The organism is Stenotrophomonas sp. 89682_Sma (assembly GCF_056481405.1).
Genome location: NZ_CM151147.1, coordinates 3,318,300 through 3,331,020 on the forward strand (window position 1 = coordinate 3,318,300; position 12,721 = coordinate 3,331,020).

Below are 12,721 nucleotides of genomic sequence, written 5' to 3' on the forward strand. Positions count from 1 at the left end.
GGGAATGGGGAAGAAACACGCACGACAGCTGGGTTCGGGGAACCTCCTCAGGCGGGGCGCGCGGAGGTTCCCTATCGTTTCCCGGTTTTTTTGCCCAGGGTCGCGCGTGCAGCCATGGCCGCGTCAGCGTTGATCGCGCTCGGCATGCACGAGGGTGCGCCATCCAGGCCGAGCCCGGCAACCAGATTATCGACGGCCAGCTGTACCATCGCCGTGCGCGTGGCCAGCGAGGCACTGCCGATATGCGGGGTCAGCACCACATTGCGCAGCGCCAGCAGCTCCGGACGCACCGCCGGCTCGCCCTCGTAGACATCCAGGCCGGCAGCGGCCAGCCGGCCGTGGGCCAGCGCGTCAGCCAGCGCCAGTTCGTCGACGATGCCGCCGCGGGCGATGTTCACCAGGGTGGCTGACGGCTTCATCTTCGCCAGCGCCGCCGCATCGATGATGTGATGCGAGGCCGGGGTGTAGGGCAGCACCGTGACCAGGTGGTCGGACTGCGCCAGCAGCGTGTCCAGGTCCACGTAGGTCGCGCCAAGCGCCGCCTCGGTATCGGCCGGCAACCGCGAACGGTTGTGGTACAGCACCTTCATGCCGAACCCGTGTGCACCGCGGCGTGCGATGCCCTGGCCGATGCGGCCCATGCCGAGGATGCCCAGCGTGCTGCCATGGACATCCGCGCCCAGCATGGTCTGGAACGACCACTGCCGCCACTGGCCTTCGCGCAGCCAGCGCTCGGACTCGGTGATCCGGCGCGCAGTGGCCATCAGCAACGCGAAGCCGAGATCGGCAGTGGTCTCGGTCAGGACGTCCGGCGTGTTGCTGGCGAGGATGCCGGCCGCACTGAGCGCGTCGACATCCAGATTGTTGTAGCCGACGCCGACATTGGCGATCACCTGCAGCTGCGCGGCGCCGGCCACCTGGGCCGCACCGATGCGCTCGTTGAGGGTGATGATCGCACCGTCGGCGCGGGCCAGCTGTTCGGCGATCTGCGCGGGCGTCCAGGCGGTGACGGTGTCGGTGCTGCGCAGCTGCACGCGATCGCGCAACGGCGCGATGGCCGCGTCGATCAGCGGCTGGCTCACCCACACGGTCGGCCGCGTGTCAGCCATCGATCTGCCCGGGAATGCGCGGGGTGATCGTCCCGACATCGCCGCACTGCGCACGATGGCGCAGCGCCTGGTCCATCAGCACCATCGCCACCATCGCTTCGGCGATCGGGGTGGCGCGGATGCCGACGCAGGGATCGTGCCGACCGGTGGTGACCACCTCGACCACGTTGCCGGCCGTATCCAGCGACGGCCCCGGCAGGCGCAGGCTGGAAGTCGGCTTCAGGGCAATCGACGCAACTACCGGCTGGCCGGTGGAGATGCCACCGAGGATGCCGCCGGCATGGTTGCTGGCGAAGCCCTGCGGCGTCAGCAGGTCGCGGTGCTCGGTGCCCTTCTGCGCGGCACTGGCAAAACCATCACCGATCTCCACGCCCTTCACCGCGTTGATGCTCATCAGGGCAGCGGCCAGTTCACCATCGAGCTTGCCGTAGATCGGCTCGCCCCAGCCCGGCGGCACGTTGTCGGCGACCACATCCACGCGCGCACCGACCGAATCACCGGACTTGCGCAGCGCATCCATGTACGCCTCCAGCTCGGTCACCTGTGCGGCGTGCGGCCAGAAGAACGGATTGTCTTCCACCGCCGACCAGTCGAAACCGGCCGGGGTGATGTCGCCCAGCTGTGACAGATAGCCACGCACGGTCACGCCGAAGCGCTCGGCCAGCCACTTCTTGGCGACCACCCCGGCGGCAACGCGCATGGTGGTCTCGCGTGCCGAGGAACGGCCGCCACCGCGCGGGTCACGGATGCCGTACTTGTGCCAGTAGCTGTAGTCGGCATGACCCGGCCGGAACTGCTGGCCGATGTTGGCGTAGTCCTTGCTGCGCTGGTCGGTGTTGCGGATCAGCAGCGCGATCGGGGTGCCGGTGGTCAGACCCTCGTACACGCCGGACAGGATCTCGACTTCATCGGCCTCGCGACGCGCCGAGGTGTGGCGGCTCTTGCCGGTGGCACGGCGCTGCAGGTCGTGGGCGAATTCGGCCGCGTCCAGCGCCAGTCCCGGAGGGCAACCATCGATCACGCAGCCGATGGCCGGCCCGTGCGACTCGCCGAACGTGGTGACGGTGAACAGCTTGCCGAACGAATTGGAGCTCACGGGCGCTGCGCCGCCAGTTCGGTGATGCGCGCGCTGTGGGCGATCAGCTCGCGGCACTCGACCGCGAAGATGCCCATCTGGCCGACCTTGAACTCGATCCAGGCGAAATCGACTTCCGGCAGCAGCTTGATCAGGTGCTGCTCGGATTCGCCTACTTCGCAGATCAGCAGGCCGTCTTCGCTCAGGTGAAGCGGAGCGTCGCGCAGGATCTTCAGCACCAGGTCCAGGCCGTCGTCGCCGGCACGCAGGCCCATTTCCGGCTCGTAGGAGTATTCCTGCGGCAGGGCATCGGTCTCGTCGTTGGTGACGTACGGCGGATTGGTGACGATCAGGTCGTAATGGCGGCCGGTCAGTCCGTTGAACAGATCCGACTTGAGCAGGGTGACATTGTGCGCCTGCAGGCGTTCCTTGTTCTCTTCAGCCAGCGACAGTGCGTCGTCGCTCAGGTCGACGCCATCCACTTCCCAGTTCGGGTAGTAGTGGCCCATGGCGATGGCGATGCAGCCCGAACCGGTGCACAGGTCCAACGCACGACTGACATCGCGGCCGGCCAGCCACGGCTCGAAACCGCATTCGATCAGTTCGGCGATCGGCGAGCGCGGCACCAGGGCGCGCTTGTCGCTCTTGAAACTCAGGCCGGCGAACCAGGCCTCGCCGGTCAGGTAGGCGGCCGGAATGCGTTCGTCGATGCGGCGCTGGAACAGTTCCAGCACGCGCAGCTTCTCGGCCTGCAGCAGGCGCGCCTGGCCGTACGCCGGGCCGAGGTCGTGCGGCAGGTGCAGGCTGTGCAGCACCAGCTGGGTGGCCTCGTCCAGCGCATTGTCGTAGCTGTGACCGAAGGTCAGCCCGGCTTCGTTGAAACGGCTGGTGCCGTAGCGGATCAGATCGATGATCGTGTGGAGTTCGGCGGCCGTTTCAGCGGTCATGGCGGTACTGCGGGCAAAGTGGCCCCCGATTATAGGGGCTGGCGCCCGCGGCGGCATCCGTTGCGGCGGAAACGATCGGGCCGCAGCCGGTATGATGGAGCCCACTTCGCGCGGGGGCACCCATGTTCAATCGCAACGCCGGCATCATCCTGCTGATCGCCCTGGCGGCGGGCCTGGGCCTGCTCGCCGCCCAGCAGGTGTTTGCGCCGAAGCCGCCGGCCAACGCCCCGGCCACCGAAGCGGTCACGCTGTACCCGCAGCCGCGTGAACTGCCCGACTTCAACCTGGCCCAGTCCGACGGCACCCGCCTGATCCCGGGCGAACTGAAGGGCCACTGGACCCTGGTGTTCCTGGGCTTCACCTTCTGCCCCGACGTGTGCCCGACCACCCTGGCCGAACTGGCCGGCGCGCAGAACCAGTGGGAAGCCCTGCCTGACACGCTGCGCCCGCGGGTGCTGTTCATCTCGGTCGACCCCGACCGCGACAGCGCCACGCGGCTGGGCGAGTACGTGCACGGCTTCCACAAGGACACCCTGGCCGCCACCGGCGATGTGCCCTCGCTGGAACGCTTCGCCACCTCGCTGGGCTTCGTGTTCCAGAAGGTGCCGGGCAAGCACTTCGACGAAAACCCCGAGGACTACACCGTCGAGCATTCGGCCAGCCTGGCCGTGCTCGATCCGCAGGGCCGCCTTGCCGGCCTGGTGCGCCCCCCGTTCAATGCGCCGGCCATTGCCCGCGACCTGCAGAAGCTGACCGAGAAAACCGCCCCATGAGCCTCACCACCGCCCTGACGTACGCCCTGCCCCACCGCCTGCTGTCCTCGATGGCGCGTTCGCTGGCGTACTCGGACGATCCGCGCGTGTCGCGCTGGCTGATCGACACGGTCACCCGCAAGTTCAACGTCAACCTGGACGAAGCGGCCAACCCGGACCCGCGCAGCTACGCCACCTTCAACCAGTTCTTCACCCGTGCGCTGAAGCCGGGCGCGCGCGTGGCCGATGCCGATCCGCGCAGCCTGGTGATGCCGGCCGACGGCCGCATCAGCCAGCTGGGGAAGATCGAGGCCGGCCGCATCTTCCAGGCCAAGGGCCAGTCGTTCACCGCCGCCGAGCTGCTGGGCAGCGACGAAGACGCCAAGCCGTACAACGACGGCCTGTACGCCACCGTGTACCTGTCGCCGCGCGATTACCACCGCGTGCACATGCCGTGGACCGGCACCCTGCGCGAGACCGTGCACGTGCCGGGCCGCCTGTTCAGCGTCGGCCCGGCCGCAGTGAACGGCGTGCCGCGCCTGTTCGCCCGCAACGAGCGCCTGGTCTGCCACTTCGACACCAGCTTCGGCCCGATGGTCAGCGTGATGGTGGGCGCACTACTGGTGTCCGGCGTGGAGACCGTATGGAGCGGTGAGGAGATCCCGGCCTACGGTGACCGCATCACCCGCAAGGATTACCGCGGCCAGGGCATCAAGCTTGAGCGTTTCGCCGAGATGGCGCGCTTCAACTACGGTTCCACCGTGATCGTGCTGCTGCCGCCGGGCGTGGCCGAGTTCGCCCCGCAGCTGGGCGCCCAAAGCCCTGTGCAGCTGGGCCAGGCCCTGGCGAAGCTGCGCTGACCGTAGATCCACGCCATGCGTGGATGGATTCAACGGAATGACGGCCAGCGGCCGGCACTACCGGGTCTGTAGAGCCGAGCCCATGCTCGGCTGCCGGCAAAAACAGCCGAGCATGGGCTCGGCTCTACAGCCAGAAACGTGTTACTGCAGGGCCGGGGCCGGGCCGACGTCCATGCCGTCGTAGTCTTCCACGCCCTTCTCCGCGGCCAGCGCGGCGAACTCCTGGTTGCGACGGTCCAGCGAGGCTTCGTCGTGAATCTCCACGCGCTCCACATGCAGCACGTGGAACGGCGCGTCGCCCTCTTCCGGCTCCTGCTCGAACAGTTCCACGAAGGTGTAGCCCTGCGCCTGCAGATGGTCAGCCAGCGCCTGCAGTGGCTCAGCGGTGGAATGGACGAAGAAATACCCCCACAGCAACGGGCCGGTGATGTCCCAGTCGGTGTTTTCGCGGAGGTTGGCGAACAGGTTGCGGGTGTCTTCGAGGTCCATGCGGATTCCAGGGGTCGTGGGGGATTACTTGTCGCAGCCCTGCAGCTTCAGCGTCTGGCCGTGGCGCAGGCTGTAGGCCGGGGCTTTCAGGCCGTTGGCGCGGGCCAGGGTCGGCACGTCGCACTGGAACTTCGCCGCAATGGCACCCAGGGTCTCGCCCTTGCCCACCTTGTGGCTGCGTACCGGCTTCGGCCGCGCCGCCGGGCGCGGCGTAGCCACCGGAGCGACCGGCGTGGTCGGCACGCTGGTGGATGCAGCAGCGTCCGCCACCGGCACCACACCACCCACGGCCACGCTGCCGGTGTAGCTGGCGGCGGTCGGGCGGACGATGGCTGCGTTCAGATCGGCGGTGATCAGGGTGCGGGCCAGGTCCGCACGCGGGCCGCTGACGCAGTTGCGCTGGTACAGGCCGGCGATGCGGGTGGTGGCGTTGATCAACGTGCCGGCCGGAATCCAGCCGTCGGCTTCATAGCGCGGGTTGAGGTTGCGCAGCGCGCGCATGTAGCCATCGCGGGTGCCGTGGCTGCCCAGGCAGATGGTCAGTTCATAGATGGTGGTGGACTTGGCCAGGCGCAGCGTGGCCGGCTGCGCACTGATCTTCGGGAACTCCACGCCGTACTGCTGCGGGTGCAGGAAGATCCACGCCGCGGCGATCACCATCGGCACGTAGTCCTTGGTCTCGCCGGGGAACTGGTTGTAGACGCTGTCGGTCCAGAAGCTCTGCCCGCCGCTCTGCTTGAACACGCGCGCCGCACGGCCTTCACCACCGTTGTAGGCGGCCACCGACATTTCCACGTTGTTGTTCAGTTCGCGCAGGCGTTCGTTGAGATAGCTGGCGCTGGCCTCGGCGGCGCTGCGTGCATCGAAGCGCGTATCGAAGCCGGTGCCGTCCGGGCCGAGGCCGAAGCGGCGGCCGGTGGCCGGCATGAACTGCATCAGGCCCGCCGCGCCCGCGCGCGAGGAGGCATGCACGCGGCCGTTGGATTCCTTGGCCATGATGCCGAACAGCAGCGCCTCGGGCAGGCCGCGCTTTTCCCACTCCGGCCACATCACCGCGCGCAGGTTCTGGTAGTTCTCGTAGCTGGTCAGCAACGCCGGGCGCATGTCGGTCAGCCAGCGGCGGATGCCGGCCTGCACGGCCGGGTTGTACTCGACCATGCTGTCGAAGGCATGCCGCTTGTCGTTGAGCAGCGCGGCGGCGCGGGCGGCCTCGGGCACATCGGCGGTGAGCGGGCCGATATGGTCGGGGTCGGCTTCCAGGCGGTCACCACTCTCGTCGGTCACCTCATCGCTGCCCGCCGCATCGGCGTCGTGCTTGAGCAGGCGCTTGTAGCTGGCCAGCAGGGTGCCCATCTGGCAGCCCTTCTGCTTCACGCAGTCATTGAGGACGTCTTCCATGTCCTCCAGCGCGGCATCGGCCTCGTTGCTGCCCTTCGGGTCGGAATTGGCGACCAGCAACAGGGCGTCGCTGTAGCGCTTCTCGGCGGCGGTCATGCGCTGCTGCAGCGCATCCACCTTCACCTTGTCCCGGGCCGAAACCCGCTGCGCATGGGCGTCGGGCGCCAGGGAAACCAGGCCGGCCAGGGCCAGCAGCGGCCAACCACGGGAAATCAGGACAGGAACGGGCATTGATGGCACTGTGTGCGAAACAGGCAGGCAGAGTAGCGGCGCCGCCAAGGTCCGGGCAAGCCGACCTTCGGCCCGTCACCGCCGGCGGTTAACATTGGGCTATTCACCACAAGGGCTGGACCATGGATCCGATTCTGCTCGGCAAAGGCATTACCGACGATATTGCCGTCACCCTGCTGCCGAAACTCGGCAACCGCCACGGCCTGGTGGCCGGCGCCACCGGTACCGGCAAGACGGTGACCCTGATGACCCTGGCCGAGGGCTTCTCGCGGCTGGGCGTTCCGGTGTTCCTGGCCGATGTGAAGGGCGATGTGTCCGGCCTGGCCGTGCCTGGCACCGGCGCCGAGAACCTGCTGCAGCGCGCCGCCGAGATCGGCGTGGCGGACTATGCGCCGGCCGCCAGCCCGACCATTTTCTGGGATCTGTACGGCAAGCTCGGCCACCCGGTGCGCACCACGGTCAGCGAGATGGGCCCGACCCTGCTGTCGCGCATCCTCGAATTGAACGATACCCAGGCCGGCGTGCTCGACATCGTCTTCAAGCTGGCCGACGACCGTGGCCTGCTGCTGCTGGACATGGACGATCTGCGTGCCCTGCTCGGCCTGGTGGCCGAGGAGCGCAAGGACATCTCCACCGAGTACGGCCTGGTCAGCGCGCAGTCGATCGCCGCGATCCAGCGCTCGGTGCTGCGCCTGGCACAGGACGGCGGCGAGAATTTCTTCGGCGAACCGGCACTGGAACTGGCCGACATCATGCGGGTCAATCACGACGGCCGCGGCATGATCGGCATCCTTGCCGCCGACCAGCTGGTGCTCAAGCCCAAGCTGTATTCGACCTTCCTGCTGTGGCTGCTGTCGGAACTGTTCGAGCAGCTGCCGGAAGTGGGCGACCTGGACAAGCCGAAGCTGGTCTTCATCTTCGACGAAGCGCACCTGCTGTTCGACGACGCGCCCGCGTCGCTGGTGCAGCGCATCGAGCAGGTGGTTCGACTGATCCGCTCCAAGGGCGTGGGCGTGTACTTCTGCTCGCAGTTCCCCGATGACGTGCCGGGCAACATCCTCGGCCAGCTGGGCAACCGCGTGCAGCACGCGCTGCGCGCCTTCACCCCGCGCGACCAGAAGGCGGTAAAGACCGCTGCCGAGACCTTCGTGCCGAACCCGAAGCTGGACGTGGCCAAGGTGCTGAGCCAGCTCGGCACCGGCGAGGCGCTGGTGTCCACGCTGCAGGACAAGGGCGTGCCGATGCCGGTGCAGCAGACGATGATCGCGCCGCCGCGCTGCCGGATGGGACCGATCACCGAGGCCGAACGCGCGCAGGTGCGCGCCGGCAGCCCGGTCGGCAGCCGCTACGACACCGCGATCAACCGCGAGTCGGCAGCAGAGCTGCTGGCCCAGCGCGCGCAGAAGGCGGTCGAGAAGGCCGAAGCACCTGCCGCGCGCAGTCGCGAGCAGGACGAGGCGCAGGAGGGAGGCTTCGGCCAGTCGATCAAGGATGCGATCTTCGGCACCAAGCGCCGCCAGGGCATGATCGAGACCATGGCCAAGCAGACCACGCGTACCGTCGGCACCAAGCTGGGCAACCAGATCGTGCGCGGCATTCTGGGCGGCATTTTCGGCGGCAAGCGCTGATTCACCGCCACTGGGGTCAGAGCTCTTTCCACGGGAAAGGGCTCCGACCCCATCGTTCCTTTGAAAAGAAGTCTTACCGCATGTCCCGTTGGCGCCCCCCCGCAGAAAAAAGTACTGCCCTGATCACCGCTTCCGGCCACGCCCGGTTGAAAGCGGAACTGGATGACCTGTGGCGTGTACGCCGTCCCGAAGTGGTAAAGGCACTGGCCGCCGCCGCTGCGGAGGGCGATCGTTCCGAGAACGCCGAATACACCTATCGCAAGAAGCAGCTGGGCGAGATCGACCGCCGCGTGCGCTACCTGACCAAGCGGCTGGAATCGCTGCGCGTGGTCGATACCACACCGACCGATCCGCAGGCGGTGTTCTTCGGTGCGTGGGTGGAGCTGGAGAACGTGGACAGCGGCGACACCAGCCGCTACCGCATCGTCGGGCCGGATGAGACCGATGCGGGCCTGGGCTGGATCAGCATCGATTCGCCGTTGGCGCGTGCGCTGCTGAAGAAGCGGCTGGATGACGAGTTTTCGGTGGAGCTGCCCGGCGGCCAGTTCACCTTCGCGGTGATCAGCGTGGAATACGAGCGGATGTAGAGTCGACTATCAGTCGACTACCGCGCGAAGCGCGGCACAAACCTCCGCCGCCGGACGGCAAACGCACCGCGATCCCCATCGCGGCTGATGACTCACCGAAGCCATCTGTCAAGCGTTCATGACATCGGAACGAAGAGCAGTCGACTAGCAGTCGACTCTACCGCCGGGCAACGGCGGCGGGTACTGACGCCCGGCACGCAACGGGCGGAAGTAATCGGCGTTGGCGTAGAAGGCGGCATCCTGCCTTTCATGCCAGCCCGGGATACCCGCCAGGGGCAGCGGTCGCAGCTGCAACGGATCGGTCAGCGCCCGGCCCTCGCGGATGGCCACGGCGACCTCGGCGATACAGGCGTCGTCATCGTCGCCCTGTACCACCACGCACTTGCCGACCAGCAATCGCCCCGGCAACAGCGCCTGTTCCATCAGCGCATGCCCGAATACCACAGCGATGGCGATGTCACCGCTCTGCCACCGCGTCGGCTCGAACAATGCAGGCCAGTCATGCCCATTCCACGCGCGCAGCAATGTGTCATCGCGCACACGCACGATCACGCCGGTTTCGTCGAACTGGGTCAAGGCGGCCTGCGCGCGGTTGCGCTGGCCGGGTAGCATGGCCTCGATATGCCGGCATTGCTGCGCGTTCAGTGCACGCTTCAGTTGCGGATGGGACGCCCATACCAGCGCGTTGAACAGGTCGTGCCAGTTGTCGGCACGGGTGGCGATACGCCCCTGCGCGATACGCGCCTCGTAATGCAGGCCATCGGCCAACAGCGCGGCATCCTGTTCCACCAACTGCCAACCCGGCAGGGACAGGCATGCGTCAAGTGCCGTGATGGGCGGCCAGCGGGGGCCCACCAGCAGATCACGGAAATCCTGCAGCCCGGCAAACACCGGGTGCCCGAACACCTGCGGATCGACCGCCGCACGCGGCGGCGGCACGAAGCGGCGGACGCCGCTGCCGTCACCGGCGGCGGTCGTCGTTGCGGTCACAGCACCTTGAGGTCGAACGCCGGGCGGCCCGCAGCCGCCAGCGCATCGCCGTACAGGTCGTGCTCGTCGCTCTCGGTGATCTCCACGTCGACGAATTCGCCCACGCGCAGCGGCACCTGGTCGGCATTCTGGATGTGCACCAGGCCGTCGATCTCCGGGGCATCAGCCCTGGAGCGAGCCACGGCGATATCGCCCTCGATGGCGTCGACCAGGCACTGCTGCACGGTGCCGATCTTGGCCTCCAGGCGCGCGGCGGAGATCTGTGCCTGCTTCTCCATGAAGCGGGCCAGACGCTCCTGCTTCACTTCCTCCGGCACCGCATCGGGCAGATCGTTGGCGGTGGCGCCCTCGACCGGCGAGTAGGCGAACGCACCGACGCGATCCAGCTGTGCCTCATCCAGGAACGACAGCAGTTCTTCGAACTCGGCCTCGGTCTCGCCCGGGAAGCCGACGATGAAGGTCGAACGCACGGTGATGTCCGGCGCGATGCGGCGCCAGTTCTGCACGCGCTCCAGGGTCTTCTCGACCGCGCCGGGGCGCTTCATCAGGCGCAGGATGCGTGGGCTGGCGTGCTGGAACGGAATGTCCAGGTACGGCAGGATGCGGTTCTCGGCCATCAGCGGCACTACCTCGTCCACGTGCGGGTATGGGTAGACGTAATGCATGCGCACCCACGCATCGAGTTCGGACAGGCCTTCGCACAATGCCTTCAGTCGGGTCTGGTAGGCCTTGTTGCGCCACATCTTCTCTGCGTACTTCACGTCCACGCCGTAGGCCGAGGTGTCCTGCGACACCACCAGCAGCTCGCGCACGCCACCACGCACCAGGCGCTCGGCCTCACGCAGCACCTCGTCAACCGGGCGCGAGACCAGCTTGCCGCGCATGGACGGAATGATGCAGAAGCTGCACTTGTGGTTGCAGCCTTCGGAAATCTTCAAGTAGGCGTAGTGGCGCGGGGTCAGCTTGATGCCGTAGTCGGGCACCAGGTCCACGAACGGATCGTGCTTGGGCGGCAGCGCTTCGTGCACCGCCTCCATCACGCTCTGGTAGTCCTGCGGGCCGGACACCGCCAGCACGTTGGGGTACGCCTCGCGGATCTGCTCGGGGCGCTTGCCCAGGCAGCCGGTGACGATGACCTTGCCGTTCTGGTTCATCGCCTCGCCGATCGCGTCCAGCGACTCGGTCACCGCCGAATCGATGAAGCCACAGGTGTTGACCACCACCACATCGGCCGAATCGTAGGACGGGACGATGTCGTAGCCTTCCGAACGGAGCTGGGTGAGGATGCGCTCGGAATCGACAAGGGCCTTCGGGCAGCCAAGGCTGACGAAGCCGACTTTGGGGTTCAGCTGGGACATGGAATCGCGGGACTCTGGGGGCCTGGGCCCCTGCCGGCATGGCAGGGGTTCCTGGGGGCCTGAAGGGGCGCCAGTATACCGGGGTTGGCGGCCGGGCTCTGAATGGCCAGCCGCCCGATCGCGCACAGCCGCTGACACCACGCTAACCCGCGCAGCACCGACAATGCAGCCCTGTCCCCTGCAACGAGAGTAGATGACGATGGCCGAGTGGATTACCCTGGATACGCACCACGGCGCGGTACGGGCCTGGCAGGCACTCCCCGAGGGCACCGCGCGCGGCGGGCTGGTGGTGGTGCAGGAAATCTTCGGCGCGAACCCGCATATCCGCAGCGTGGCCGAGCGCTTCGCCGCCGAAGGCTATGCGGTGCTGGCACCGTCGTTCTTCGACCTGGTCGATGGACCCGAGGCCGATCCGGATGCCCTGCCCTACGACGCCGACGGCGTGAAGCAGGGGCTGGAACGGGTAGCCGCGCTGGGCATGGAACGGGCGCTGGAAGTGGTCCGCGCGGCGGCCACCCGCCTGGCCCCCTACGGCAAGGTCGGCACCGTCGGCTACTGCTGGGGCGGTACGGTGGCGATGCTGTCCGCAGTGCGCCTGGGCCTGCCTTCTGTCAGCTACTACGGTGCGCGCAACGTCCAGTTCCTCGATGAGACGCCGAAGGCGCCGGTGATCTTCCACTTCGGCGCCCAGGACAGGAGCATCCCGCCGGAGGCCGTCCAGGCCCACCGCGAAAAGCTGCCGCAGATGGCAACCTTCGTCTATCCGGCCGACCACGCCTTCAACCGGGAGGTCGGACATGCGTATGATCCAGACAGCGCCGCCCTGGCGCTTCAACGCACCCTGGACTTCTTCTCGGAGCATCTTGGATGAGCGAATTCGAACTCGATTCACGCCTGGCCACCGATAGCGTGCTGGTGGCCGAAGGACCGTTGTCGCAAGTGCGGCTGATGAACGACGAACGATTCCCCTGGCTGGTACTGGTACCGCGCCTGGCCGGGGTCACCGAGTGGATCGAGCTGGACGGCGAGCAGCAGGACAAGCTGCGCACCGAGCTCAACCGCGCCTGCAAGGCCCTGAAGGGCTCCGACGGGGTGGAGAAGATCAACATCGGCGCACTGGGCAACATCGTGCGCCAGCTGCACTTCCACGTGATCGGCCGCCATGACGGTGACCCGGCCTGGCCGGGCCCGGTCTGGGGCAGCGGTCCGGCGCACCGCTACGAAGCGGCCGCACTGGACCAGCATGTCGCCTACTGGAAGGAACGGCTAGGATATCCGGCCCACACCTGAGCCTTCG

13 protein-coding genes are annotated in these 12,721 nt (G+C 67.4%); 6 read left to right on the top strand and 7 right to left on the bottom strand.

Translation table 11 applies throughout. The annotated features are described in order from the left end of the window. Positions 1-71: 71 nt before the first annotated feature. From ACZK29_RS15455 to prmB, 3 genes are read right to left on the bottom strand one after another with little or no spacing between them, the layout of a single operon-like run. Entirely contained in the window at positions 72-1,109 is a 1,038-nt protein-coding gene (locus ACZK29_RS15455) for a 2-hydroxyacid dehydrogenase (RefSeq protein ID WP_459047168.1), read from the bottom strand. Further along, the gene (gene aroC / locus ACZK29_RS15460) at positions 1,102-2,205 is read right to left on the bottom strand and encodes a chorismate synthase (protein WP_111204156.1); all 1,104 of its coding nucleotides are present in this window, start codon (positions 2,203-2,205) and stop codon (positions 1,102-1,104) included. Before aroC ends, ACZK29_RS15455 begins: the two co-directional genes overlap by 8 nt. Then, positions 2,202-3,131 (bottom strand): 50S ribosomal protein L3 N(5)-glutamine methyltransferase, encoded by a 930-nt coding sequence (gene prmB, locus ACZK29_RS15465; protein WP_005410487.1) that lies wholly within the window; start codon positions 3,129-3,131, stop codon positions 2,202-2,204. Before prmB ends, aroC begins: the two co-directional genes overlap by 4 nt. Before the next feature lie 122 nt (positions 3,132-3,253). On the opposite strand from prmB, the gene ACZK29_RS15470 reads away from it, so the two are divergent. Next, positions 3,254-3,904: an SCO family protein gene (locus tag ACZK29_RS15470; RefSeq protein ID WP_106548842.1), complete on the top strand. Its 651-nt coding sequence runs from the start codon at positions 3,254-3,256 to the stop codon at positions 3,902-3,904. Beyond that, the gene (gene asd, locus ACZK29_RS15475) at positions 3,901-4,743 is read left to right on the top strand and encodes an archaetidylserine decarboxylase (protein ID WP_478446218.1); all 843 of its coding nucleotides are present in this window, start codon (positions 3,901-3,903) and stop codon (positions 4,741-4,743) included. Before ACZK29_RS15470 ends, asd begins: the two co-directional genes overlap by 4 nt. A 141-nt stretch (positions 4,744-4,884) precedes the next feature. Here the strand turns inward: asd and ACZK29_RS15480 are convergent, their stop codons facing one another. Beyond that, positions 4,885-5,232, bottom strand: a complete 348-nt coding sequence (locus ACZK29_RS15480) for a ribonuclease E inhibitor RraB (RefSeq protein ID WP_111112472.1) — start codon at positions 5,230-5,232, stop codon at positions 4,885-4,887. Between the two features lie 24 nt (positions 5,233-5,256). Next, complete coding sequence (locus ACZK29_RS15485) at positions 5,257-6,861, bottom strand: transglycosylase SLT domain-containing protein (protein ID WP_459047169.1); 1,605 nt, start codon at positions 6,859-6,861, stop codon at positions 5,257-5,259. Positions 6,862-6,983: 122 nt separating this feature from the next. Between ACZK29_RS15485 and ACZK29_RS15490 the strand changes: the two genes are divergently transcribed. Further along, positions 6,984-8,489, top strand: coding sequence for a helicase HerA-like domain-containing protein (locus ACZK29_RS15490; RefSeq protein WP_111204154.1), 1,506 nt, complete (start codon positions 6,984-6,986; stop codon positions 8,487-8,489). Positions 8,490-8,569: 80 nt separating this feature from the next. After that, the gene (gene greB / locus ACZK29_RS15495; protein ID WP_111204153.1) at positions 8,570-9,076 is read left to right on the top strand and encodes a transcription elongation factor GreB; all 507 of its coding nucleotides are present in this window, start codon (positions 8,570-8,572) and stop codon (positions 9,074-9,076) included. A 144-nt stretch (positions 9,077-9,220) separates the two neighbouring features. Here the strand turns inward: greB and ACZK29_RS15500 are convergent, their stop codons facing one another. Next, entirely contained in the window at positions 9,221-10,066 is an 846-nt protein-coding gene (locus ACZK29_RS15500) for a DUF3025 domain-containing protein (protein WP_459047172.1), read from the bottom strand. Further along, complete coding sequence (gene rimO / locus ACZK29_RS15505) at positions 10,063-11,424, bottom strand: 30S ribosomal protein S12 methylthiotransferase RimO (RefSeq protein ID WP_459047173.1); 1,362 nt, start codon at positions 11,422-11,424, stop codon at positions 10,063-10,065. The genes ACZK29_RS15500 and rimO overlap by 4 nt, the downstream gene beginning before the upstream one ends. Positions 11,425-11,623: 199 nt before the next feature. Here rimO and ACZK29_RS15510 point away from each other — a divergent pair, with 199 nt between their 5' ends. After that, on the top strand, positions 11,624-12,295 hold the full coding sequence (locus tag ACZK29_RS15510) for a dienelactone hydrolase family protein (protein ID WP_033834542.1): 672 nt from the start codon (positions 11,624-11,626) through the stop codon (positions 12,293-12,295). Next, entirely contained in the window at positions 12,292-12,714 is a 423-nt protein-coding gene (locus ACZK29_RS15515; RefSeq protein ID WP_111204150.1) for an HIT domain-containing protein, read from the top strand. The genes ACZK29_RS15510 and ACZK29_RS15515 overlap by 4 nt, the downstream gene beginning before the upstream one ends. The last annotated feature ends 7 nt before the right edge of the window (positions 12,715-12,721 follow it).

Bases quoted from the DNA above. Each gene is read 5' to 3' on its own strand.
- ACZK29_RS15455 (WP_459047168.1), bottom strand. From the start codon at position 1,109: ATGGCTGACACGCGGCCGACCGTGTGGGTGAGCCAGCCGCTGATCGAC.
- prmB (WP_005410487.1), bottom strand. From the start codon at position 3,131: ATGACCGCTGAAACGGCCGCCGAACTCCACACGATCATCGATCTGATC.
- ACZK29_RS15470 (WP_106548842.1), top strand. From the start codon at position 3,254: ATGTTCAATCGCAACGCCGGCATCATCCTGCTGATCGCCCTGGCGGCG.
- asd (WP_478446218.1), top strand. From the start codon at position 3,901: ATGAGCCTCACCACCGCCCTGACGTACGCCCTGCCCCACCGCCTGCTG.
- ACZK29_RS15480 (WP_111112472.1), bottom strand. From the start codon at position 5,232: ATGGACCTCGAAGACACCCGCAACCTGTTCGCCAACCTCCGCGAAAAC.
- ACZK29_RS15485 (WP_459047169.1), bottom strand. From the start codon at position 6,861: ATGCCCGTTCCTGTCCTGATTTCCCGTGGTTGGCCGCTGCTGGCCCTG.
- ACZK29_RS15490 (WP_111204154.1), top strand. From the start codon at position 6,984: ATGGATCCGATTCTGCTCGGCAAAGGCATTACCGACGATATTGCCGTC.
- greB (WP_111204153.1), top strand. From the start codon at position 8,570: ATGTCCCGTTGGCGCCCCCCCGCAGAAAAAAGTACTGCCCTGATCACC.
- rimO (WP_459047173.1), bottom strand. From the start codon at position 11,424: ATGTCCCAGCTGAACCCCAAAGTCGGCTTCGTCAGCCTTGGCTGCCCG.
- ACZK29_RS15510 (WP_033834542.1), top strand. From the start codon at position 11,624: ATGGCCGAGTGGATTACCCTGGATACGCACCACGGCGCGGTACGGGCC.
- ACZK29_RS15515 (WP_111204150.1), top strand. From the start codon at position 12,292: ATGAGCGAATTCGAACTCGATTCACGCCTGGCCACCGATAGCGTGCTG.